The 25651-nt window shown below is 43.7% G+C and carries 20 protein-coding genes and 2 pseudogenes; 20 read left to right on the top strand and 2 right to left on the bottom strand.

The features are described 5' to 3' along the window. Positions 1-41: 41 nt before the first annotated feature. A pseudogene (locus AS030_RS24670) lies at positions 42-216 on the top strand (amino acid dehydrogenase); the annotation flags it as partial. A 6-nt stretch (positions 217-222) separates the two neighbouring features. Further along, positions 223-396 (top strand): annotated as a pseudogene (locus AS030_RS24255) (LUD domain-containing protein); the annotation flags it as partial. Between the two features lie 189 nt (positions 397-585). On the opposite strand, the gene AS030_RS08170 reads toward AS030_RS24255, so the two are convergent. Next, positions 586-2184, bottom strand: a complete 1599-nt coding sequence (locus AS030_RS08170) for a glycoside hydrolase family 10-like protein (protein ID WP_061970356.1) — start codon at positions 2182-2184, stop codon at positions 586-588. A 268-nt stretch (positions 2185-2452) separates the two neighbouring features. Here AS030_RS08170 and AS030_RS08165 point away from each other — a divergent pair, with 268 nt between their 5' ends. Next, positions 2453-3160, top strand: coding sequence for a YukJ family protein (locus AS030_RS08165; RefSeq protein WP_061970354.1), 708 nt, complete (start codon positions 2453-2455; stop codon positions 3158-3160). A gap of 18 nt (positions 3161-3178) precedes the next feature. On the opposite strand, the gene AS030_RS08160 is transcribed toward AS030_RS08165, so the two are convergent. Continuing rightward, positions 3179-4024 (bottom strand): AraC family transcriptional regulator, encoded by an 846-nt coding sequence (locus AS030_RS08160; protein WP_061970352.1) that lies wholly within the window; start codon positions 4022-4024, stop codon positions 3179-3181. A 220-nt stretch (positions 4025-4244) separates the two neighbouring features. On the opposite strand from AS030_RS08160, the gene AS030_RS08155 reads away from it, so the two are divergent. The 17 genes from AS030_RS08155 to AS030_RS08075 all read left to right on the top strand — a co-directional run bounded on the left by AS030_RS08155 (position 4245) and on the right by AS030_RS08075 (position 25629). Continuing rightward, the gene (locus AS030_RS08155) at positions 4245-5252 is read left to right on the top strand and encodes a Gfo/Idh/MocA family protein (RefSeq protein ID WP_061970350.1); all 1008 of its coding nucleotides are present in this window, start codon (positions 4245-4247) and stop codon (positions 5250-5252) included. A gap of 25 nt (positions 5253-5277) precedes the next feature. Then, positions 5278-6498 carry an ABC transporter substrate-binding protein gene (locus AS030_RS08150; RefSeq protein ID WP_061970348.1) on the top strand — a complete coding sequence of 407 codons (1221 nt, stop codon included), beginning with the start codon at positions 5278-5280 and terminating at the stop codon, positions 6496-6498. Between the two features lie 18 nt (positions 6499-6516). Next, positions 6517-7458 (top strand): carbohydrate ABC transporter permease, encoded by a 942-nt coding sequence (locus AS030_RS08145; protein ID WP_240482233.1) that lies wholly within the window; start codon positions 6517-6519, stop codon positions 7456-7458. Next, complete coding sequence (locus tag AS030_RS08140; RefSeq protein ID WP_061970347.1) at positions 7458-8294, top strand: carbohydrate ABC transporter permease; 837 nt, start codon at positions 7458-7460, stop codon at positions 8292-8294. Before AS030_RS08145 ends, AS030_RS08140 begins: the two co-directional genes overlap by 1 nt. A 28-nt stretch (positions 8295-8322) precedes the next feature. Continuing rightward, complete coding sequence (locus tag AS030_RS08135) at positions 8323-9291, top strand: sugar phosphate isomerase/epimerase family protein (protein WP_061970344.1); 969 nt, start codon at positions 8323-8325, stop codon at positions 9289-9291. Then, the gene (locus AS030_RS08130) at positions 9282-10481 is read left to right on the top strand and encodes a Gfo/Idh/MocA family protein (protein WP_074440531.1); all 1200 of its coding nucleotides are present in this window, start codon (positions 9282-9284) and stop codon (positions 10479-10481) included. The genes AS030_RS08135 and AS030_RS08130 overlap by 10 nt, the downstream gene beginning before the upstream one ends. Positions 10482-10690: 209 nt before the next feature. Beyond that, the gene (locus AS030_RS08125; protein WP_061970341.1) at positions 10691-13789 is read left to right on the top strand and encodes an efflux RND transporter permease subunit; all 3099 of its coding nucleotides are present in this window, start codon (positions 10691-10693) and stop codon (positions 13787-13789) included. A gap of 160 nt (positions 13790-13949) precedes the next feature. Beyond that, positions 13950-16697 (top strand): bifunctional YncE family protein/alkaline phosphatase family protein, encoded by a 2748-nt coding sequence (locus AS030_RS08120; RefSeq protein ID WP_240482232.1) that lies wholly within the window; start codon positions 13950-13952, stop codon positions 16695-16697. 145 nt (positions 16698-16842) lie between these two features. Beyond that, complete coding sequence (locus AS030_RS08115; RefSeq protein ID WP_061970336.1) at positions 16843-17958, top strand: 5-methyltetrahydropteroyltriglutamate--homocysteine S-methyltransferase; 1116 nt, start codon at positions 16843-16845, stop codon at positions 17956-17958. A 137-nt stretch (positions 17959-18095) separates the two neighbouring features. Continuing rightward, a complete protein-coding gene (yhfZ, locus tag AS030_RS08110; RefSeq protein ID WP_061970333.1) occupies positions 18096-19016 on the top strand; it encodes a GntR family transcriptional regulator YhfZ in 921 nt (306 codons plus the stop codon). Between the two features lie 27 nt (positions 19017-19043). Continuing rightward, positions 19044-19388, top strand: coding sequence for a PRD domain-containing protein (locus AS030_RS08105; RefSeq protein WP_061970330.1), 345 nt, complete (start codon positions 19044-19046; stop codon positions 19386-19388). 15 nt (positions 19389-19403) lie between these two features. Further along, positions 19404-19769, top strand: coding sequence for a DUF2620 domain-containing protein (locus tag AS030_RS08100; RefSeq protein WP_061970328.1), 366 nt, complete (start codon positions 19404-19406; stop codon positions 19767-19769). Positions 19770-19794: 25 nt separating this feature from the next. Beyond that, positions 19795-21093, top strand: a complete 1299-nt coding sequence (locus tag AS030_RS08095) for a YhfT family protein (RefSeq protein WP_176716376.1) — start codon at positions 19795-19797, stop codon at positions 21091-21093. Positions 21094-21105: 12 nt separating this feature from the next. Next, positions 21106-22026 carry a phosphotriesterase family protein gene (locus tag AS030_RS08090; RefSeq protein WP_061970326.1) on the top strand — a complete coding sequence of 307 codons (921 nt, stop codon included), beginning with the start codon at positions 21106-21108 and terminating at the stop codon, positions 22024-22026. Between the two features lie 5 nt (positions 22027-22031). Continuing rightward, the gene (locus tag AS030_RS08085) at positions 22032-23141 is read left to right on the top strand and encodes an aminotransferase class V-fold PLP-dependent enzyme (protein WP_240482231.1); all 1110 of its coding nucleotides are present in this window, start codon (positions 22032-22034) and stop codon (positions 23139-23141) included. Positions 23142-23154: 13 nt separating this feature from the next. Further along, positions 23155-24318: an alanine racemase gene (locus AS030_RS08080; protein ID WP_061970323.1), complete on the top strand. Its 1164-nt coding sequence runs from the start codon at positions 23155-23157 to the stop codon at positions 24316-24318. Between the two features lie 30 nt (positions 24319-24348). After that, positions 24349-25629, top strand: coding sequence for a serine hydrolase (locus tag AS030_RS08075; RefSeq protein ID WP_240482229.1), 1281 nt, complete (start codon positions 24349-24351; stop codon positions 25627-25629). Positions 25630-25651: the final 22 nt, after the last annotated feature.

Below are 25651 nucleotides of genomic sequence, written 5' to 3'. Positions count from 1 at the left end.
TGTTAATCAAACAATGATACCGGTGCTTCATGATATTTCGTTTGAAGTGCACCTGCACAGATGCCTGTCCAGTTAAAATACCGCTTCATCAACTGCTGCATAAACAAGGCAAGTCATTGTGGAAAGAGAAGGACGGGCTTTATAACATTGGTTCAAAATTTGCACCTTCAGCCATATAAAGGATCGATTAAAAAAGGTCCTGGGCCATTAAAAGCTTCGTCCTATGAATGGAATGCCGGGATGGGGAATGAGAACATCCTATTGGCAGAGCGGTCAAACGCAGGAATCACGTTCAGTGAAATGACACTGGCTGAAGCTGGGACAGTCGTGCTATACAGCAGCATGGGCATTGGCCGTTCCGTGAGCCTGCTGCCAACCACATACACGGCTTACATTATGATAGAAGATAAATAACCTAGTGAAAAAAGAGAGCCTCTTCATAAGTGAGAACTCTCTTTTTTTAACGAATGAAATAATTTCACGTACCGTATTTTAATATTAAAATTTTTAATATAAAATTAACTAAAAAAATCAAAGATACCACTCTAGCACAAGTGGTATCTTTTTACCTTGAAAATTATTTTCTTAATTTGTTTTTATTTTAAAACTTTTGGAAGGTTTACTTTCATTGTGGGTTCGATCCAGTGCCGTTACCACATAGGTATACGTCTTTCCGGCTTCAGCTGTTTGATCAGTGAACAAGTACTTTTGTTTTGGACTGTAAATAGTCATAAGCATGTGGGACGCATCATCAATACTGCCTTTTTTCTTTCCTTCAAACCGATAAACAGCATAGGCAGTGGCATCACTGTGTTTATTGTGCTTTTCAATCACAAAGGAGACCGTATCATTTCTATAACTTATTCCGCGTATCTTTGGTGACTTTGGAGCTTGATCATCAATCCATGGCATGGAAGGAATGAGTGAAGGATATTTGTAAATATCATTTTTTAAGCGATCCGCAATGCCCAGTGGGTTTTTACGTAAATCCTTAGCACTGAAATGCATGCTTCCTTTGAATTCATCATACGTACGGTTTAGTTGCAACTGATGGGGCATCTCTTCAGGATTCAGCCAGTTGGATACACCGTTCGTTATCGTATTGATTTTGTAATCAGCTTGTCCCACATACAGCTGGACCGGTTTGTCCTTAACTTCTTTTGCCCACCAATCGAGAAGCTTGGCATAATCCGCAACAGGCAGGCCAATGTTCCAATAAATTTGCGGAGCAATATAATCAATATACCCATTGTTGATCCAGGTTCTTGTGTCTGCGTATAAATCATCGTAATTCGTTTGTCCGGCTGCTGTATCAGAGCCTGTAGGATCAACAGCTTTGTTGCGCCAAACACCAAACGGGCTGATGCCAAATTTCACATAGGATTTTTCCGATTTAATCGCTTCATTCAAGTGCTTTACCAGCTGGTTTACATTGTCGCGCCGCCAATCTTCAATGTTCGAGAAACGTGATCTTCCGTATGTTTGGTAAGTGGCTTGATCCGGAAATGGAACTCCGGCGATTTTATAGGGATAAAAATAGTCATCCATATGAACCGCATCAATGTCATAGTTTTTTACCACTTCTATAATACCGTCAATGATAAACTTCTGTGCAGCCGGAATCCCGGGATTAAAATACAGCTGCTGGCCATATGGAACGACCCAGTCGGGATGCAGCCTTGCAGGATGATCGGCTGGCAGTTTATCAAGATCTGACAGATCGGCCGTTTTGCCTAATGGCATGGTAATGCGGTACGGATTAAACCAGGCATGAAATTCCATATTACGCTTGTGAGCTTCTTCTACCATAAAAGAGAGGGGATCATAGCCAGGATCTTTGCCCTGGACACCTGTCAGATATTTCGACCAGAGACCATATTGGGAAGGATAAAAAGCATCCGCAGTCGGTTTAATTTGCATGACGACCGCATTCATGTTCATTGCTTTTTGCTCATCCAGGTACCGGTTGAACTCTTCTTTTTGCTGTGAGATGGACAGCCCTGGCTTGGAAGGCCAATCGATGTTCGTTACACTGGCAATCCAGGCTCCACGAAGTTCTTGCTTAGGATATGTTTTTGCTTGATGAGGGGATGATTGAGCATTGGCAGCTTGGGTGGATAGGAGTAAGTTGCCGCCAAGAAAAGCAGCAAGCAGCATTGAGCCTGCTTTTTTCTTTGATACCATGACAAAACCTCTTTTCCTTATTTTCTATTAATTGGTAATAACAGTATAATTATAGAAGATTCATAGAGAAATAACCCATTGCTTTAGATTTATTTTTAAGGAGGAATAAGTAGGAAGAAATTCACAGATTACTTACTATGATTCCTACAATGGACACTTGCGGCGGTAACTTTCCCGGTTTACAATAAGAACAAATGTTCCTGTTTGGTTTATAAAAAGGATTTAGAGATCGTGCAACGAATTATATGGGTTCAAGGAGGGGAAGTACATGTCATTGAACAACTACGGAGTGTTAAAAGGGAAAGTACTAGATTCCAAGCATGGCAGTGATGCCAGTCCTCATTACCAGATCCTTGTTGAGGGGGAAGAACAAACGAAATACCGTGTGGCGGTTAACATTAAGTCACAATCCTACCCTTCAGAAGTATTGTATTTAGTCAGTGACCAGTTTCAATCCGAAGATTTAGCCGCATTGCCGAACTTACCAGCTGGATTTATGGATATAAAAAATAACCATCCGGATATCGCGCTTGATTTTATCCGAGGAAATTTATTTGATCCCAAAAAGATGGTTCCGTTGCCTGCTGACGTTGAAGGACCGGATAATGACCTGAATGAAAAGTTAAGTTTTTACATTGAAAAAGCACAACAGGAAAAGGCAGTCCTTTATGCCTTCGGCCAGCGCTGGGGACCCGAGAATAACAAACCGGATCAGTATTTTGGATTTACCCCTGGGAATGGAATTCATGATATCCATATGAACCAGGGAAACGTGGGACAGTGGAAACGAGATAATGGAACTTGGCAGGATGGCGGTTTGCTGCTTTATTTTGAAGAATCGAATTCGTGGGTAGGAACGTTCCTTGCTTTTCAATCACAGTCCTGGTGCACCGATGATCAAGGTAACGCCGTGCTGCCTGTAGAGAAATGCAATTATTTGAATTATGATCAAGCCAACAGAAAAGCCAAACAGTGATCCATTGCTGTTTGGCTTTTATTTTTTTCGGATAACAGAAGGAGGCACATTTTTAATTTTTTTAAACACTCTTCCGAAATAGGTAATACTGCTGAATCCGACATTCCCTGCAATTTCTGTGATCGAAGCGTCAGTGTCCACCAGCATTTTTTCTGCTTCGTTGATTCGAAGCAAATGAAGATATTCAATTAATGTTTTTCCCGTTATTTTCTTAAAGACTTTGCAAAAGTGATTGGGGCTTAAGTTAACCATCCTCGCAGCTTCTTCAATGCTGATTTCCTGGTTATAGTGTTCTCTCAGGAATTTTAACAGGCCGGTGAGATGATAAGACTTTTTGGAAAAAGCAGGAGACTGTTCTTTCAGCTGATGATAATAGCGGAAAATAAGACCGAAAATCCGAAACAGCTCTGCCTTAACTAAAAGTTCATAACCGACCTCGCTCTTTTCAAATTCGGTGATCAAGCAAGAAATGGAACGGCTGAGTTCATTCGTGTACACTTCTTCTTTTCTTAAAAAGTTTTGAAGCTTTAATTCATTGTTGAAATAGGGATAAAGATAAAGGCGTTCGGTACAATCGAGGCCCGTGTTCCGAAGCAGGGCATCATTAAACACAATAGCTGCAATTTCAGCATGGTCAGTCAGCCCCTCTGCAGCATGCAGCTGTTTCGGGTTCACAAAGGCAAGTTCTCCTTTTTCGAGATGGACGAATGTATCATCTATTTGCACCTTTACTTTTCCTTCTTTAATAAAAATCCATTCCATATGATTGTGCCAGTGAAGAGGAAACTTATTGATGAAGAAAATATTAATAGGAAATGTCTTATCCGGAATATATGTTGCTTCCTTTAAATCACTTCTGGTCATACCATTCCTCCTCAATCCACTCATATTTTTCTATTAAGATAACAGGTAAACGGAAGAATGACAACGCTTTCTTTGTCTGAGTTGCGTAATATTGTGCGAATTATGAATAAGATTGTGAATAGCCATAAGAAAGCGCATTCAGTACGATAAATGCGAAGAGTGGAAATACATTAACAGAAAACTGAATACCAGGTAATTCATTCAACAGGAGGCTAGAGATATGGAAAAAATACGTATCATTCAAATTGGTTCAGGAGGATTCGGCCAATCATGGCTTGAAGTGGCCATGAAGTATGAACAAGTTGAGCTTGTTGCTGTTGTAGATATGATGGAGGAAAACCTGAAGCAAGCAAAACAGATTACTGGCTTACCGGGGGAAATGTTGCTCTCAACTATAGATGAAGCTTTAAGGGAAATCGAGGCGGATGCCGTGTTGATCGTCACTCCGCCGCAAACGCATAAAGAGCTGGCGATAAAAGCCATCCAGCAGGGGTTTCACGTGATGATGGAAAAGCCACTTGCACATACGCTTGAAGAAGCAAAGGAATTGCTGGATTTTAAACAGAACCATCATAAACAGCTGATAGTCAGTCAAAATTACCGGTGGAACCGTCCGATCCAAACGGTAAAACAGTTGCTTGATGCGGGTGAAATCGGAAAAGTGGAATGGATGAATTATTCCTTTCAGCGCGCAAGCCACTTTGGAGGCTGGAGAGACCGATATGATCATATCCTCCTGGAGGATATGTCGATCCATCATTTCGATCTGATGAGATACCTGCTAAATAAAAACCCGATTGAAGTTTACGCACAAAGCTACCGTCCATCCTGGAGCTGGTTTCAGGGGAATCCGAATGCCCATGTAACGATTGCCTTTGAGGATGATGTTCATGTCAACTATGCGGGAAGCTGGGTGACAAAAGGAAAGGAAACCCCGTGGAATGGAGAGTTTCGGTTGGTCGGAGAAAAAGGTGCCATTGAACTAATAGAGGATAAAGTTACTTTATATGATTCAACTAATAAAGCACGAAATGTGCCTTTAGTCGACCTGCCTTATGATGACCGTACGTTGTCACTGGATCATTTTGTTCAATCGATTATTTACGGTAATCAGGCAGCCACTTCTATTGAAGATAATATTAAGAGTTATGAGCTCACCTGCGCCGCCATCGAATCAGCAGTTACTCACAAGGTGGTCAAGCTGCCTTTATCCCTGGTCCAAAACTGATTACAGGCTAAAGGAGGGGTATGGAATGGCAAAGAAACTGTCGGTTTTTATCATGTTATTAGCCTTAATTCTGGTTTTACCCGCTTGTGAAAGCGCAGAAGGCAAACAAGATGGAAAGATTAAATTAACGTGGTGGGACTATTACGGCAGTGAAGCCGCTGTCGCAATGAACAACGCCATTAAAACATATGAGAAAGCCCATCCAAATGTGGATATCGAACGAATCGAGGTTCCTTTTGGAGAGTTGAAAAAGAAGATACTCTTGGGAGCAGCCGGAGGGGAATTGCCGGATATTTTGATCATTGACAACCCTGACCATCAGATGCTGGCAGAAGCGGGGATTCTGGCAGATCTTACGAAGAAAGTGAAAGTATGGGGACAGGAAAAGAATTACTTTGAAGGGCCGCTGTCATCTACCGTTTATAAAGGGAAAAATTACGGAATACCGCTTGGAAGCAACAACCTTGCCCTCTTTTATAATGAGGACCTGTTAAAAGAGGCAGGGATAAAGCCTCCAAAAACCTGGGACGAGCTTAAAAACGCAGCTAAGAAATTGACCCATAACGATGTATATGGCATATCGGTATCGGCCATCAGTCAGGAGGAAGGTACGTTTCAATTTTTGCCATTCGTCTGGCAAGCAGGTTCTGACCTGACTCATTTTAATACGCAGGGATCCGTCGATGCAATTTCCCTCTGGAAGGAACTGATTGATAGTCACTCTATGTCCAAAGGCGTTCTAACACAAACCCAGCAGGATGTTGCTTTGCAGTTCATCAACGGAAAAACCGCGATGATGGTGAACGGTACCTGGCAAATTCCTGTTTTGGAAAAAGAAAAGAAATTGAATTGGAATGTAGTGGAGCTTCCAGGATACAAGGAAAACAGCACCATTTTGGGCGGAGAAAATTATGCTATCACAAGTACGTCCAAACACAAAGAGGCAGCATGGAATGTGCTTATGTTTTTGCAGGAGAAAGAAAATGCCAAAAAGATTCTTATTCAAAAAGGGAATTTGCCCCCGCGAAAGGATTACATCCAGGATGACTATTGGCAAAAGGATCCCAGACTAAAAACCTTTGCCAACAGTATGGAGTTTGCCAAAGCCAGAGCTTACGGGGCATATTATCCTTCCATTTCTGAAGAAATTCAAAAATTGATGCAGGAGGTTTTAACCGGAAGCATGCCCGCTGATCAGGCGGTCAAACAAGCAGCCAAAAAGATCAAACCCTATATCACTCAATAAGAAAAGGTGGTGAGAGTCATGAATGTAGAAACGGATACTTCTTGGCAACGGAACGTCACTATGGAAATCAGAAAAAAAGCAAAACGAAAAAAGTCGTTGGGTAATTACCTGTTCATACTGCCAGGCGGAGTCTTTCTGCTTCTGTTTTTGGTGTTTCCCATCGGCTATAACTTGAAAATTACGTTTGAGGATTTAACAGCCTTAAATATTTTAAAGGAACAGTCCTTTGTCGGTCTGGAAAACTATGTGACGGTGCTGAAAGATAAAATTTTTCTTCTGTCGCTAAAAAACTCTGTTATCTTTACAGGTCTCTGTATCTTTTTCCAATTTACGATCGGCTTTGCCTTTGCTCTGTTTTTTAACAAGAAATTTCCAGGAAGGAACGTAATGAGGGCGCTCATTTTGATTGCCTGGATGATTCCCATGGTGATCACAGGCACATTATTTAAATGGATGTTTGCCGGTGACCACGGAATCATTAACCATCTTCTTTTATGGCTGGGAGCGATTGACCAGCCGATTCATTGGCTGATCAATGATCATACTTCATTGTACAGCACCATCACGGCCAACATCTGGATCGGGATTCCGTTCAATATGATCATTTTGCTGGCCGGTCTCCAATCGTTGCCTGAGGAAACCTATGAAGCGGCCAAAGTGGATGGAGCAGGAAAGATTCGGCAATTCTTTTTCATCACCCTTCCGCTTATGAAGCCCACTATCTTGACCTTGCTCATACTGGGCATTATTTACACCTTCAAAGTCTTTGACATCATATTGATTATGACCGGCGGGGGACCAGTCAACAGTTCTACGGTCTTGCCGTTTTACTCCTATGAATTGGCATTTACCAACTATAATTTTAGCCTTGGCGCCACCATAAACACGATTATGCTCGGTTTATTGGTACTTGTAGCTCTGGTCTATTTATGGCTGGTCAGAAAGGAGGAAAATGTGTAATGAATTCGCTCCCGAAGGTCAACAATAAATATTTTACGACGGCCATTGCTGTCATTTCGACCATCATTTTTCTGTTCCCTGTATACTGGATGGTCACCACATCCATAAAACCGATGTCTGGCATTTTGGCTACCACTCCACAGATCATCCCTCACGAGATACAGTTCCAAGCTTATGTGAAAAATTTTATACAAGATACCGAGATTCTGAGATTCTTTTTAAACAGTGTTATTATCGCAACAGGTTCCATGATATTGACCTTGCTGTTTGCTTCACCATTCGCCTATGCGCTGGCCCGTCTGGAGTTGAGAGGAAAGGGCTGGATGATTGGATTTTTGCTGGTCGTCCAGATGCTTCCGAACATCATGCTTGCTTTACCGTTCTTTATCTTGTTTTCTAAACTTCATCTATTAAACCATTTTATATCCTTGATCATTGCCAATGCCACGCTTTCCATGCCATTTGCCATACTTGTGCTTCGCCCATTTTTCATGTCCATTCCAAAAGGGCTTGAAGAAGCAGCGGTCATTGATGGATGTAACCGCTTTGCCGCATTTTGGAAAATCGTTCTGCCGCTGGCAAAGCCCGGCCTCCTGACAGTTGGATCTTTCTGCTTTTTACATGCCTGGGGGGACTTGCTGTTTGCTTTAATTTTGACCACGGACAAAAGCGTCCGGCCATTAACGGTCCATTTGTATACCTTTGTCGGGCAATATGGAACCGATTGGAACTCTTTGATGGCGGTGGCAACCGTTTGTGTTATTCCGATCATCATTATTTTTATCGCGTTTCAAAAACATATCGTTGGAGGACTGGCCTCCGGGTCTGTTAAATAATCAGAAAATCAAAAAAGGAGAGAGTTCGATGAAATTAGGAGTATTTGCTGTGTTATTTTCAAAAAAGACATTTGAAGAAGCTTTGGATTACATAAAGGAAAGTGGGCTGGATACGGTAGAAATCGGCACTGGAGGCTATATCGGTGATGCCCATTGCAAGCCAGCTGAATTGCTGGCGGATGAATCAAAGTTGAATGACTTTAAATACGCACTGCAGTCACGGGGGATTCAGATCAGTGCCCTCAGCTGCCACGGCAACCCGTTGCATCCCAATCAAAATATTGCAGAAGAGCACCATCGGATCTTTCAGGATACGGTTCGCCTGGCCGCAAAACTGGGTGTTGAACAGGTAGTTACTTTCTCGGGGTGTCCGGGTGAATCCGAATATTCTCTTCATCCTGTGTGGATCACATGCCCTTGGCCGACCGATTTTTCTGAAGTTGTGGATTGGCAATGGAACGAAAAAGTCATTCCGTATTGGAAGGAGCAAAATGAGTTTCTAAAAGAACATGGCGTAAAAGCAGCCATCGAGCCGCATCCCGGATTTGTTGTATACAATACGGAAACGCTGCTTCGATTACGAAGAGAATGTGGCAACCAAATTGGCGCAAACTTTGATCCAAGCCATTATTTTTGGCAGGGGATGGATCCGGTCGCCTGCATCCGGGCACTTGGAAGAGAAAAAGCGCTCTTTCATTTTCATGCTAAAGACACAAAAATTGATGGACAAAACCATCCATTAAATGGTGTACTTGATACAAAGAGTTATAGCGACATCGCCAACCGGTCGTGGGTGTTCAGAACCGTGGGTTACGGCCATGGAGAAGATACATGGAGGGATATCATCAGCGCTCTTCAAACGATTGGTTATAACGGAGCAATCAGCATTGAGCATGAAGATGGATTGATGAGTGTCGAAGAAGGATTCACAAAAGCAGTAGCCTTTTTAAAGGACAAATTGATTGAAGAAGGAGCTGTTGAGATGTGGTGGGCGTAAACCAAAAGCAGGTAAGGGTAGGACTGGTCGGCTATAAGTTTATGGGAAAAGCGCATTCTCATGCGTACCGGGATGTATCGTTTTACTTTGACACAAAGGCGAAGCCGGTCCTGCAAGCCATCTGCGGACGCAATGAAGAAGGCGTGAAAGAAGCGGCAGCCACCATGGGCTGGCAAAGCTATGAAACAGATTGGCGAAAACTGATTGCACGTGATGACATTGATCTCATTGATATTGTAACTCCTAACAACAGTCATGCAGAGATTGCTATTGCAGCCGCACAAGCCGGCAAACATGTTTTTTGCGAGAAGCCGCTGGCTTTGACGCTGGAACAATCCCAACGGATGCTGGATGCGGTGGAGAAAAATGGTGTGGTACATATGATCAACCATAACTACCGGTTTGCTCCGGCTGTACAGTGGGCAAAAAAACTGATCGAAGAAGGCCGGTTGGGTCGAATCTATCATATCCGGGCGACCTATTTGCAGGATTGGATCATGGACCCCGAATTTCCACTGGTTTGGCGGTTGAGCAAAGAGGTCTGCGGCTCCGGTGCATTGGGTGACTTGGCCGCACACAGCATCGATCTTGCCCGTTTTTTAGTCGGAGAATTCAAGGAAGTCAGCGGGATTATGGAAACATTCATTAAAGAACGGCCCATTGTGGAGGACAGTTCTGGATTAAGTGGCAAAGGATCATCCGAACAAAAAGGGCCTGTTGAGGTAGACGATGCAAGTGTATTCCTCGCCCGTTTTGAAAACGGTGCCATCGGAACATTTGAAGCTACACGCTTTGCAGGAGGCAACCGAAACGGAAACAGGTTTGAGATCAACGGAGAAAAAGGATCCATTCGTTGGGATATGGAAAACATGAACAATCTTGATGTCTATTTTCATCAGGATGAAGACGGACTTCAGGGGTTCAGAACCATAAATTGTACCGAAGAGGTCCACCCTTATGCAGGCGCCTACTGGCCGGCAGCCCATATCATAGGTTACGAGCATACCTTCACCAACCTGATGGTGGAATTGATGAATGGCATTGATCAAGGATACAGTCCGCTACCAAACTTTGTTGACGGAGTCCGGAACCAGGCGATATTGGAAGCAGTGCAGGAATCGGCACAAACAAAGCAATGGGTTACCCTGTCCGACGTTTTTAAAAGAGCAGAACCCTCAGTAAAAAGTTAGTCAAATAGAAAGCGCCCCTTAACATTTACGTGTTAAGGGGTTTTTTGTATGGAGAAATAGTTTACAAGAAAAGTATTTAACAATATACAATTCTTTTACGCTGAATTAACAAGGTTTTTACACAAGGGTTTTATACTGGACTAGTAACAGGAAAAATTTACATAAATCAAAGATCCATGGTAATCAACAAAACAAAAGGGGGGGATAAAATGAAGTCAATTCTCAATGCGGTAATGAACCGCGCCATACTTATGATTACGTTAATCGTATTAATTATGGTCTGGGGTGCTGTCGGCGCCTGGAAGATTCAGCGGGATTATCTGCCGGAGATCAGCAATGCGACTCTAACTGTTTCTGCTCAAGCTCAGAATTTCTCAGCCGATCAAGTGAAAACCTCTATTACCAAACCTATTGAACAAGCCGTCAGAGTGGTTGACGGCCTTCAGGACATTGAGACAAGTTCGTATCAGGGAGGCTCATTCTTGCGGCTCAATTTTCCCATGAGCTACGATATGAAACAAGCAGAAACGGATGTACGTGCGGCTATTGATGATTTGCAATTGCCTTCTGGGTTAAAGAAGCCAGTTGTTACCCGGTTAAGTACTCATTCGTTTCCGATCATGAGCATCAATCTGACCAGTTCATCTGCCAATGTGACAGAAAACGGCTTAAGGACCCTGATACAGGAAGAGATCGGGAATGAACTAAAAACGGTACCAGGTGTCAAAGATATAAAAGTTACTGGCGGCGGAAACGCGGGTTACTCTTTACAATTAAATCCTGAAAAGCTGAAGAAAGAAGGATTGTCGATTGATGATGTACAATCCGCATTGGAAAAGAAACATTCAACCATGCTTCAAGGCAATGTGGCTAATCAAATCTCTTCTTTTCCCATTCAAGTCACCGGCTGGATATTATCTAAAAATGATCTCATGCAGTTGCCAATCAAGCGACAGGATGGTCATACAATACCTCTTTTCCGTGTAGCTGATATTTCTAATGCTGTTGTCAATCTTCAAACCATTTCACGGACAAATGGATCACCGAGTGTGCAGCTTGATGTACTAAAAACTTCCGAATCTACCATCACAGAAGTAGGCGAACGGGTAAAAAGCAAACTGAGTGCTATACCTGAAATTAAGAACCATGAAGTTAAATCGGTTATTTTATTTGATCAAAGCCAGGAAGTAAACACTTCATTACAGGGTCTGGTAAAAGAAGGATTGCTCGGATGTCTCTTTTCCATGATTTGTGTCTTCCTCTTTTTCCGTCAGGTGCGTTCAACGTTGCTTATCGTTTTATCTCTGCCCGTTTGTTTACTGGCAACAACAGGGATTTTGTACACGATGGGAATAAGTTTAAACCTGCTGACAGTTTCCGGGTTAATTGTTGCAATGGGACGTGTGGTTGATGATTCCATTGTAATTCTGGATAATATGAACCGAAAAATACAGGAGGCTGGCGGAAGAATTAGAAAACAACTAGTAGTTGGAGCGGTTGCTGAAATGCTGCCTGCCATCGTTTCCTCAACTGCAACAACAATAGCTGTTTATATCCCAATCGCGTTGATCGGAGGACTGATCCGTTCTGCTTTTTCCGGTTTTGCCTGGTCGGTGGTTATCGCGCTTGTTATTTCTCTTGCTGTTGCCATGTTTATCGTTCCTGCACTTTATTATGTAGTCTGGAAAACAAGTCCAGGAAAAAGCCAGGATCCACTTGAAACACACGCCAGAATGCTGTTTCATTGGGGGTTCCAATATGAAAAGAGAATTGTTGCGATCATCCTTGTCCTATTTGTTCTAAGTGGTGTGGGAGCTGCTTTTTTGCCGGTCAATTTTCTTCCAATGGCCCATAAACCAGGTCAAATTGGCGTGCGTCTGGAATTACCCCAAACCACATCATTAGAAAATATGGAAGCTGAAGTTGAAAAACTTGAAGGGGAGTTAAAAGCAAACAAAAAGGTAAGCGGGTTTTCTTCTTTGCTTGGATCATCGTTCACCCCGGAATCAGATGATGTTTTTGATGCAGGGGGCGGTTGGATTCAAAAGCCAAACGTGGCCAATTTATTGGTTAGCCTAAAACAAGGAACTGATGTTAATTCGTTTATGAAAGTATTGCAAAAACAACTGGATGCACGGTCAGGAAAAGCAATTTATACCGTAACCAATCAACGAATAGCGGGAGATGATTCTCAGTTAAAGATTAATCTTACAGGAGCAGCCCCCGAGACATTGGAAGCTATGGCGCAAAGTATAGGGCAGCATCTTTCACATATTCCCGGGCTTGCGGTTGAGAACATGGCAGACCAGGAAGGAACGGTGAAAGGGTATCGCATCAATCTTGATCAAAAAGCGATTGAACGGAATGGCATTAAGGAAAGTGATGTGCTCCAGCGAATACAGTACTATACTTCTGAAGGAGCCATCGGACAATTCAACATTAATGACACTTCATTCCCGGTTGTTTTCAAAAATACTCAGAGTTTAAATCAGAATGAAGAGGCATCTGATGCCTTAGCCCGGCTCAGTAATGAAACGTTTACTGCAAACAAGGGACAGCAAGTGAAGCTCCGTGAGCTGGCAACGGTTGAGGCAGATAAAGATGGTACGGAAATTCAGGAAAAAGCCGGAAAGCCATATGCAGAAGTGACCGCAAATATCACCTCCAGTGATCTGGGTGGTGTTTCAAGGCAAGTGAAGGATGAAATGGAAAAACTGGATTTACCAGAGAATATTCAGTATTCATTTTCTGGCATACCGGAGCAAGTTAATGAAATGATGTATGAAATGGCCATAGCTCTCGCCTTTTCCTTTCTGCTCGTACTTATGATTGTCAGTTTGGTATTTAAGGGCTGGAAGGGACCATTATCTGTTCTAATATGTGTTCCATTAGCATTTATCGGCTCAGTCATCGCCATGGTCATCTTCCGGCTGGAATGGGATTTGGCAGCTTTGGTTGGATTATTAATGCTAACAGGAATTGTAGTTACCAACGGAATCGTCATTGTGGATAAAATCGAAAGAAATATTGCAAGAGGAGCTTATCTTGAGGAGGCTGTTCGTTTTGCTGCTATAACAAGGGCACGCCCCATTATAACAACTGCTCTTACGACGGTATTAACGGTTCTTCCTTTGGCACTTTCTTCACGTCAGGATGCTGTGGTATCACAAACTCTGGGTATTGTTGTCATTGGAGGCTTAGTCACTTCCACTTTTTGCAGCTTGATCATTATTCCGATTTTTTATAAGTGGATGAACAGAAAGGCACTGCCTGACCGTACAGAACACGAGCAAAAAAAATATGCCTGAATGAAACCTGCAGCAACCATGCTGCAGGTTTCATTCATTAAGAAATAATTTGAATATTTTACATTATTAATCAATTAAATTTACGTTAACGTAAAGAAAGATTAATAGTGGAGGAGTATTCTAATCTAGAAATACATACCAAATGACAGGAGAGAGGCAATTGTTGAAAAACAAGAAAAAGTTCATAACGGGGATCGCGCTCAGCACTGTTCTGCTTGGCTCGGCAAGCGTATATGCCACGGTACAGGATCCTTTCGGTAAAAAACTGGTCGGTCGGCAGCCCAGCGGTAAAGTGGTAACTCCGGTCAACCAACTCGTAACACCTGCCGGCAAGCAAATTGAATTTGGCGGAAATCCTATTTCACTGGCAGTTCATCCGAATGGTAAGACAGCAGTATCATTAAATGGAAGAACAGATTATGGCGGAAATGGATTAAATGTGATCAATCTTGAGACCGGGAAACTTATGGCTACAAGTTTTAAATTGAAACTTTCTCACATGTGGGGTGTAGCCTATTCTCAGGACGGAAAAGAGTTATATGCAACAGGTTCAACCGGCAAAACTGGTAAAGTTGTTGTCATGTCTGTCGCTCAAGATGGAACTCCATCAGTTAAAGCGACATATGACCTTCCTGAGGCAGCTGCAGGCGGAAATATTAATCCTCTCGATATCAGGGTAGCGCAAAATGGACAACTCCTTGTTGCGCTAAATCGGGATAACAGTCTGGGGCTGATCGATCCGAAAACCGGGGAAATCACATCCAAAATCGCGGTTGAAAATGCGCCCACCGGTGTTTGGATAGACGGAGATAAGGCATATGTAACCAATCAGGGAGGAAGAAAGCCAAAGCCTGGTGATGCCACCGTTGATTCTTCCGGGACACAGGTGGTCATTAACAAGAAAACAGGGGCGACGTCAACAGGAACCGTTTCAGTCATAGACCTTAACACCAAGAAAGTAATCAAAAACATTAAAGTGGGCGTCCAGCCTGAAAGAATGACGCAATCCGGTCAGTATTTATTTGTAACGAATACCAACAGTGATTCTGTATCCGTTATCAACACAAAAACAAATAAAGTGGTTCAAACCATTGATGTAAAGCCATATCCTAAATCGAAAAAGGGAGCAGCACCAAACTCGATTAAAATGCTGGATGATCACCGTTTGCTTGTAACATTAGGAAGAGCAAACGCTGTAGCCGTCTATGACTGGCAGGGACCAAAAAAGAAACCGGAACTTCTCGGTTTGCTGCCAACCGCTTGGTTCCCGGTAGATATGGCAATGGATTCCAAAAATAAACGACTCATTGTGGCAAATGCTGATGGAGTCGGCTCTCTTGGACCGGCAAGGACATCCACTATTCAGGGTATTACGGTTTCCGGCCACTCTTCCTATGCTCAGGTTGGGTCGATATCACTGATGCCGATTCCGTCACCGGGAGACATAATTAAAGGGACAAAGAAAGTGTATGAAAATAACAATTGGTATGGCTTAAAAGATTTAAATGCCAAGGGCCGCCCAAACAAAAAGCCGGTTGCCATGCCGGAACGGGTAGGTGAGCCTTCTACCATTAAGCATGTATTTTACATTATTAAGGAGAACAGAACGTATGACCAGGTACTCGGTGATTTAGGAAAGGGCAATGGCGAACCGGCCATCACTCAGTTTGGTGAAGAAGTGACACCGAATTTTCATAAGCTGGCTAACACTTTTCCGCTTCTGGACAATTTTTATGTGTCAGGGATTCAATCAGCAAGTGGCCATCAATGGGTGATGCAAGGAACCAATACAGATTACGAAGACAAAGAAACCGATACAGCTAACGTAAGAAGCTACCCCGGTGGAGCAGGAGATCCAATGGCCTATGCACCGACTGGACATCTATGGGACCAAGCCCGTAAATATAATGTTTCTGTAGAAAACTTTGGAGAAGATACCACCGGCTTTGTCGGGCCGGAAGAGTTTGGAACGTGGACAGACTGGTACAATGATTATTTAAAACTTTCTGGTAAACAGGAAGGAGATCTTCATGTTCCGGTTGGCCATTATAAAGCTACTTACGATATTCCATCATTAGGACCAATCACGCACAAACCTTACCCAACGTTTGATATGAACATTCCAGATCAATACCGTTTTGAAATCTTCAAAAAGAAATTTGAGAAACATGTAAAAAATAATGATCTTCCTGCATTAAATACGCTTTGGGTAACGAATGATCATACAGCAGGAACAGCCACCGGGAATCCTACCCCGCAGGCCATGGTGGCAGACAATGATTTGGCTGTCGGCAAAATAGTTGATCTTATTTCTCATAGTCCGTATTGGAAGGACTCCGTGATCTTCGTTACAGAAGATGATGCACAGAACGGATTGGACCATGTAGACGGACACCGGGAACCGGCTTATGTTATAAGTCCTTGGGTTAAAAAGGAGATTACCAACAGCCGTTATTGGACCGTTATCAACATGGTTCGAAGTATTGAACAAATCCTTGGACTTCCAGCAATGAACCAAAACGATGCGGCTGCTCAGCCAATGAGCGAAATTTTTACGAACAAGCCTGATTTTACACCGTATAAAGCTGAAGGTAGCCGCATTCCGCTGGATACCCTGAACGGCCAGCCCAAAGCTAATACTGCTGCACTAGCCAATACAGAAGATACGACATCAACTTCAAAAATACTGGCGCAGAAATGGACGGAGTGGTCAAATAAGAACAAAAAGTTCTTGAGCGGAAAAACCGCTTCACCAGATGAAGTCAACGCCAATATGTTAAATCACGCCGTCTGGTATGCAACAAAAGGGTTTGATACTCCATTTCCGGGAGATAAAGCTCCTCTTGCGCCTGATGTAGTGGCTCAGCAACCCGAAAGCAAAGCACCGTCACCTGCAGACAATGACTAATAATGAAAAAATAGGTCTCTCCATATAAGGAGAGACTTTTTTATGACAAAAAATTTTCATTATTTGATGAATTAAGACAAAAGCATAGCGTATAGCTCAATTTTATGGTTATAATAGGGTTAAAAATTTCAAGGAGCTGTCACAATTGACAACAACGTTAACAAAAGGACCTTACAAAGCCGATCATGTAGGGAGTTTTTTACGCCCTGAGCGGATTAAAGAAGCCCGTGTCCTTCACCAAAATGGGGACATTACGAGAGAGCAGCTTCGTAACATTGAAGATGAAGAAATTACACGTCTAGTGGAAAAACAAAAAGAAGCAGGGCTGCAGGCCGTAACGGACGGAGAGTTTCGACGTGCCTGGTGGCATTTTGATTTTCTGTCTCAATTAGAAGGCGTAGAACTTTACGAAACTAACGCCGGCATTCAGTTTAACGGTGTACAAACAAAAGCGCACGGAATTAAGGTCGTTGGCAAACTGGACTTTAGCGACCATCCAATGCTTGAAGATTATAAATTCCTTCATGATCTTGCAGGGGACCATGTCGCAAAATTCACAATCCCCAGCCCCAACATGCTGTTTTTCAGGGGAACGATTGATGAAAAGGTATATCCGGACAAAGATGAATTTTTTAACGATCTGATCGCGGTTTACCAGAAAGCCATTCAAGCATTTTATGATGCCGGCTGCCGGTATCTGCAGCTTGACGATACGGCCTGGGCTGTTTTCTTCTCTGAAAAGGGTCAGGAACAGATTGCCGCTAAAGGTTACTCAATCGATGAATTGCTTGAGCGTTTTACACGTGCCATTAATGAATCCATTGCCAAAAAGCCGGAAGACATGGTCATCACCATGCACATCTGCCGAGGAAACTTCAAGTCCAGCTATACGGCAAGCGGAGGCTATGACAATGCTTCCGAATACATTTTCGGCAAATTAAAGGTGGACGGGTTATTCCTTGAATTTGATGATGAGCGTTCCGGCGGCTTCGAACCTCTTCGGCATGTGAACCGCTCCGATTTACAGATTGTTCTTGGACTGATTACATCAAAATTCGGCGAATTGGAAGATCCGAAACTCATTAAGGAACGAATTCGTGAGGCTTCCCAGTATGTTCCACTGGATCAAATCTGTCTCAGCCCTCAGTGCGGATTTTCTTCCACAGAGGAAGGAAATCTGCTGACAGAGGAGCAGCAGTGGGAAAAAATTAGACATGTCGTTTCCATTGCAAACGAGGTATTGAAATTAAACATTCTATAAAATAGTAAGAGAACGAGGGGCATCCTGCTGGGATGGCTCTTTTTTAAATTTTCAAAAAATTTATTGTCTCCTTCTTTCGCATATGGTATGTTGATGTTGAAAATACAAATTTTTGTACAAAGCGTGGTAGAACACAAATGAATGAACGGCTTTTATCAAAAAAAGGAATGATCCTGCAAAAAATAGCAGAATCTTTCTTATTCATTGAAGTGGATCATCGCATCCCAAAGATTGGTGATTTAGCGAGTATGAACGGTGTGGGCAGAGGCACGATCCAGACGGTTCTAAAATACCTGGAGGAAAGCGGAAGTATCCGGCTTCAAGCCAAAGGTCATTTGGGGACTTTTTTACGGTACAAAAACACCCCTCAGCTCTTGAAATTTTGCGGCATGGAGCGATTAACGGGAATCATGCCTTTACCTTATTCCAAAAAGTATGAAGGCCTCGCATCCGGACTTTCTTCCGAGTGTCAGGCGCAAGGAATGGAATTAAGTATTGCATTCATGAGGGGAGCAAAACTCCGGCTCCAGGAGGTAGTACAGGGCAGGTACGATTTTGCCATCGTTTCCAGGTTTTCGGCAAATGAAGCCATGAAAGAGCATCCTGAACTTTCCACTCTTCTTTCGTTTGGAAGCTACTCCTATGTATCCAAACATGCGGTTATTTTTTCAGACCGGAAATACAAAAGCTTTGAAGACGGGATGAAGATTGGAATTGACCCGTTCTCAACCGACCAACAAGTTTTGATTAAAGAAGAGACTAAGAATAAAAACGTGCAATACATCGAGCTGAACTACATGCATTTGCTTCGGCATATTCAGGCCAAAACAATCGACGCCACCATCTGGAATATGGATGAGGTGGATAATGAACGCTATCACACCATGCAGCTTTCTTCGCCCCTAGCTAAAAAGATGGGAGAGTATATGGGGGAGGCCGTATGTGTAGCCAGGAACGACAATAAAAAGGGAGCTTATGGACTGAGCCTGGTTCATTTAGAAAAGGTGAAACAGATTCAGGAAATGGTACAAACAGGAGATCATCTCCCTAAATATTAATAAAGTGTTTTTGAAAGGAGGATTTAAGTGAATGGATTGCTGGAACGCCTGGAGTTGTTAAAAAGCAGCGATTCCATTACAGAGACGGCTTTTGACATCTGCCGGAAGACCATTCAGAAATTTGTAAGCGAGAATGAAGCGGACCAGTACACTATGCTGATTACACATCTCGCAATGGCACTAACAAGAATAGAAAGAGAGCAGGAGCTGCTCCCGCCGCCAACGGATATCATGATAGAAGTCTATCAATCTCCGAAAATGGAGGAAGCACGGGGACGTGTCGGCTGGATTGAAAAACTGTTAAATCAGAACTTGCCAGAAGAAGAAAAAGAGTTTTTATACCTGCATTTTGTGAATGTGCTATCAGCCTAGCAGAGGGGGAGACAAATGAGGATTGCAATCGGAGGACAAGTGGAAAAGCAGGAAATTCAACAGTTGGTCAAGGCAGCGGGAGGAGATCAGGTTAACGTTGTTATAAAATCGGATCTTGAAGCGGCTATGCTCATTAAATCAGGCGGAGCGGATTATTACCTCGGAGCCTGCCATACCGGGGGAGGCGGAGCACTTGCCATGGCCATTGCTCTATTGGGAAAACCGAAATGTGCCACCATTTCCATGCCTGGTAAAAAGCCGGTTAAAGAACAGGTGGAACAAGCGGTGGAATCAGGGGCAAAAGCATTTGGTTTTACAGGAGATCATAAGGAACAAGCGGTGGAATACGTAATGGGAGCCTTACTGAAACAATACACATAGATCAAATAAATAAGGGGGATAAATCATGCTGGAAGCGGGGTTAATGGTTTGTATCGGTGCGCTTGCTGCAGTTATGGCAAATTTGGGAATCGCCGTTTTTAATGATGGTCTCCGTCCAATCGTACCAGAAAATCTGGAAGGACGGATGAGCCGCAAAGAATTGGGAGTAACTGCATTCGCCATGAGCTTTGGTCTTGTCATCGGGTTTGGAATTCCGATCTCGATTGCAGGAAGTATTATCTTAATCCACAGTATCTTGCTTGGTACTGATATCATCGGTCTGGCGTTTAACCGGAGCAAAGTGAATGCCGTATTGGCAGGTGTGGCGGGAGCCCTATATGGACTTGGCATTTACTATGGACTCCAGTCGGTCGTTGAAGTGTTTAAAATGCTGCCTCTTAATTTCGTGGATGGATTCAATAAAGTGGGCGAACCGGTGGTTGTTTCTTTTATGGTGTTCCCTGCCATTGCTGTTGCCTTGCAATTCAGCATCAAGAAAGGTGTACTTACCTTTATCGCAGCAGCCATTGCCCGTCAGCTTATTGTTTTTGCCAACATTGAAAAACTGATTTTGATTAACGGAACACAAGTTGTATTAAGTCCTGAAGGTATTGCCTTAATCATAGGAATGGTCTTTTTGCTTTCGTTTGCCATAAGGGAAAAATCCGAAGACCAGAACCTTTCCATACTTGCCTCGTTGTTTACCGAACGGGTCGCAAAAATCAGGAAATACTCCTGGGTATTAATGATCAGTGGCGCGCTCGTGGCCGTTGCAACCAATCAGCTTATGATTGCAGGAGATCCTATTTCTCTTAACCTGCTTTCTGACGGTAAGATTTCCGAAGGCGGTATTGCTTCACTCGCTAAAGCGATTGGATTCGTCCCGTTAATCGCAAGTACCGCCATTGCAACAGGGGTTTATGGCCCTGTTGGATTTACCTTTGTTTTTGGCGCAGGTATTTTTTCACCTAACCCTTTCCTCGCCGCCATTCTGGGGGCAGTTATTATCTTTGCCGAAGTAATGCTGCTGACACAGTTAGCCAAAGTGCTTGACCGCTACCCGGGTATTCGTGAATCCGGCGAAAACATTCGTACCGCCATGACACGGGTGCTTGAAGTGGCTTTGCTGATCGGCGGTGCGAACGCGGCCAACGCCATTGTTCCAGGACTCGGTTTTTTTGCGATTGCCGGGCTCTATTTGCTCAACGAGGCGGCCGGCCGGCCGATTGTCCGCATGGCTGTAGGTCCAATCGGGGCTATCGCCGTGGGGATTCTCGGAAATATTCTCGTGTGGATTGGATTGTACACACCGCCTGCAGGCTAAGGAGGAGAATACATGCTTATACAAACCGTGAAAGGTCTGATCGAGCCAGATGAATTGGGTATCTGTGCCTGTCATGAACATCTGTATGTGGATTTAAGTCATATCAAAAACGACAAGGATTGCTGTTTGCAGGAAGAAAAGTTAGTCGCCGAAGACTTGGAACAATTTAAAGTGCTCGGCGGCCGGACGGTGATCGAGGTCACGAATGATGGAATGGGCAGGAACCCAGAGATCCTGAAACAATTGAGCACCACGCTCGATCTGCACATTGTCGCAAGTACAGGCTGTTATAAGGATCCTTTTATCCCAGAAGATAAACAGCAATGGACCCGTGATCAGTTTGCTGAGTGGATGGTAGATGAAATTTGTTACGGTATTGCTGGAACAGGCATCAAGCCAGGGGTCATTGGTGAGATTGGTAGCAGTTTCAATGAATTTAAACCCATTGAAACAGAATTATTCCATGGAGCTATAGAGGCAGCCCGTCAGACGGGTTTGACTCTCTCCACCCATACCACTCTGGGAACGTGCGCTGCCGAACAGATCGATTTGTTTATAACAGAAGCATTACCGCTTCATCAGGTCATCATCGGACATCAGGACTTAAACCAGGATAACGGAGTCGTTTTGGACGTATTGAAAAGCGGGGCATATGTCGCTCTCGACACGATCGGTAAAGAGAATTACCGATCGGATCAGGATCGCTTGAATGCCCTGCTTCTTTTTTTGGAAGAGGGATATGAAGACCAACTGCTGCTTTCCAGTGATCTAACGAGAAAATCCCATCTGCGTTCTTCCGGCGGACATGGGTATGATGTTGTTCTCCGGTCGTTTGTTCCTGCCTTGAAAAAACAGGGAGTGACAGAAGCGGTCATCGAGAAGCTGTTGAAGGAAAATCCGAAAAAGGCGTTCAGCATTAAGGAGAGGGGGTGAACAGGGTGCGACTTAAATATGCGGAATCTATGTTGGAGAACCGAACACTGGAAGAAGCAAAGGAACTGCAGTTTCGATTGGTAGAAGAGATGACCAAAGTCTTTCACCACAATTCATTTTTTACCCTCGGCGATGTCGGGTTGCATCCCGACCATCACCGGCCGCAAACGACAGCAAAGGCGGAAAAAGTAATCGCCAGTGTATTTGGCAGTGAAGCGTGTGCACTGGTAAGAGGAAGCGGCACCGGTGCCATCCGGTTAGCGTTAAGTATTTTAGCTGAGCCGGGGGATTCCATTTTTGTCCATGATGCACCGATGTACATGACCACAAGGGAAACCTTTCGCCTGATGGGGTTAGTGCAGAAACCGGTAAATTACAACCACAAGGAGCAACTGATTAAAGCCTTACAGAAACATACAGAAATCAAGGTATTTTATGTTCAGCATGCAAGGCAGCAGCCAACAGACACTTATCGGATTCAGGAAGTGATTTCTCAAGTCAAGGATCTCCGGCCGGATGTAATGATCATTGTCGATGATAATTATTGCGCTTTAAAAATGAAAGGAATAGGCGTTGAATATGGGGCTCATGTTTCCACCTTTTCCGGTTTTAAAGTTCTGGGGCCAGAAGGAATTGGAGTCATTTTGGGAACGAAAGATTTCATCGAAACACTCCATAAGCGCAATTATTCAGGAGGGGGACAGGTTCAAGGGCATGAAGGCCATGAATTGCTGCGCGCCATGACGATGGCACCTGTTATGCTGGCCATTCAAAATGAACAGGTGGAAGATTTGTGCGAAAGACTAAATAAAGGAGAGGTCCCCTTCGTAAAAGAGGCATATATCACCAATTCCCAGTCAAAAAATGTGATCGTAGAGCTGAAGAAGCCCATTGCCCAAAAAGTAATTGAAAACGCAAGCTGCCATGGTGCAGCGACCTACCCGGTTGGCGCTGAATCGAAATATGAACTGTTGCCCATGATTTACCGGGTATCCGGCAGTTTCCTTGAGCATCAGCCGCGGTTAAAGGAATTTGGTCTCCGCGTCAATCCGATGAAAGCTTCAGCACTAACCGTGCTAACGATACTTAACAAGATAATGGATGACATATCATAAGGAGCTCCCGACGATGTTTACAGACATGATGAAAAAGAGAAACCCGGCATTAGTCAAAGCAGCTGCAGCCCTTCATCAAAACGGGTCCATTCCGCCCAATACGTATGTGATTGACCTCGATTCCTTTTGCCGCAATGTTCAAAGTCTCTCCCGGTGTGCCAAAGAGCATGATTTGCAATTGTATTACATGACAAAACAAATCGGGCGAAGCGGTTATATTGGACAGGTCATTGAAAAGAACGGCATTTCAAAAGCAGTTGCTGTGGATATCGATGAGGCTTTTAATTTGAAGAAAGCAGGCTGCCAAATCGGAAACGTCGGGCATTTGGTTCAGCCGGGAAACAAGCAGTGGAAGGAAGTTCTCACCAAAATCTGCCCGGAAGTGATCACCCTTTTTTCCTTGGAGCGGGCAGAACAGCTGTCTGAGGCCGCTTTGTCTCTTGGAAAATCGCAGAATGTGATACTCCGTGTTATCAGTGAACACGATGTGTTGTATCCAGGCCAGCATGGAGGGTTTCCCCTTAACACAATAAATGCTGCTGTCCCTGAATTGCTCAAGCTTCCAGGAATAAACGTGATCGGCTTGACCAGCTTTCCGGTTCTGCAGCTAAACAAAGGTCAAACCGGTTTTGATTTTACAATGAACCTCGAAACGTTAAAAAAAGCGAGAGAGATCATGGAGGATCAGGGGGTGAGGGTGACACATATTAATGCGCCGGGTTCAACAAGCTGCTTTACAATCCCTTTTTTAAAAGAACATGGTATTACCCATGGAGAGCCGGGGCATGCCATGACCGGAACCACACCGCTTCATGCTTATACATCATCACTGCAAGAAACCCCATGCCTGGTTTATGTTTCAGAAATTTCCCATATGGATGATTACGCGGCTTATACGATTGCTGGAGGCTTTTACGCAAGGTCCAATATGGAAAAAGCGTTTTTTGGAAATACCCCTCAACGTCTATTGAAACAAGAAACAAGCGTGCAGCCTCCGTCTTACGAAAATATCGATTATTATGGAAGCCTTGAGAAAAACGATGGAATGAATGTTGGAGATTCAGTAATCTATGCCTTTCGGTCACAGATTTTTGTCACGAGGTCCCATGTGGCTTTTATTCAACGAACAAATTCTCATAACCCGGAGGTGGTTCACTTTCAGCGGAGAGGGATGTGAAAAAAATAAAAGGGTAAAGGAGTGATTGTGTTGAAGAAATGGTTGAGTACTTTTATGGCGTTTTGTTTGATTACTGCTGCAATACCTGTCGGAGCGGAGGCGTCTGCTCAAGCGACAAAATTAACATACGGTCATGCTGAATCGGTAGGAATGAGTTCCACGACGTTAGGGAAAATTGACGGGGTGGCCAAGCAGGCGATCCAAACCGGAATGACGCCTGGCGCTGTCGTCTTGGTCGCGAGAAATGGGAAAATCGTAAAAGAAACTGCATACGGAGATGCACAAAAATATGACATGGGCGTTCTGCTCCCCCATCCCCGTAAAATGAAAAAGAACACGCTTTTTGATTTGGCTTCTATAACCAAAGTAATGGGTACCACACAAGGCATCATGAAGCTTGTAAATGAAAAAAAGCTGAAGCTCTCCGACCCGGTTGTAAAGTATATCCCTGATTTCGGACAAAATGGAAAAGAGCATGTGACGACTGCCGATTTACTTACACATACTTCCGGATTAACCCCTTGGAAACCAACTTACTTATATGCCAGAAATCCAAAGCAAGTGTTGGAGATCATCAACAACTTACCCCTGGAATACCCGACAGGCACTAAGCGCGTTTACAGTGATTTTAGTTTTATGACCCTTGGCTTTGTCATCGAAAAAATCACCCACCGGCCACTTGATGTCTATCTGGAAAAACAAATCTACCAGCCACTGAAACTAAAAAATACGATGTTTACCCCTGATGCCAGTCTGGGGCACAAGATCGCTGCCACTTCTTGGGGAAATCCTTACGAATATAAAATGATAGACGATCCCGATTTCGGCTATTATGTAGAAGAGGATCCGAACATGTTTCCTGGCTGGCGGCATTACACGCTGGTAGGAGAAGTGAATGATGGCAACAGTTTTTATGCCAATGGAGGAGTTGCTGGCCATGCAGGACTGTTTTCTACAGCAAGGGATTTAGCCGTCATCGGCCAAATGATGCTGAACGGCGGTTCTTATGGGAAGGAAAAGGTGTATGGGGCAAAAACCATTCAAAACTTCACTTCGGAGCATGCATTTGGACAGGGTTATGGCTGGGAAAAGGCTAAAAACTGGTACATGGGAGACTATTACTCTTCCAAAGCGTTCGGACATACCGGCTTTACCGGCACACAGGTTATTTTTGATCCGGCATATAACCTGCAGATTATCGTACTGACCAACAAGCAGAATAACGGACCACTTCCAAGTGGGAGTTATCCAAGTACAGGTCCGCTTTCAAAGGAAATCGCCAATCTAGTTTATACTTCCATCAAAAAATAAGATACTAGACTTTAATTTTAAA

The sequence above is a fragment of the Fictibacillus enclensis genome (genome assembly GCF_001457035.1).
GTDB classification, from domain to species: domain Bacteria; phylum Bacillota; class Bacilli; order Bacillales; family Fictibacillaceae; genus Fictibacillus_C; species Fictibacillus_C enclensis.
This window is presented reverse-complemented; position numbering and strand designations above follow the sequence as displayed.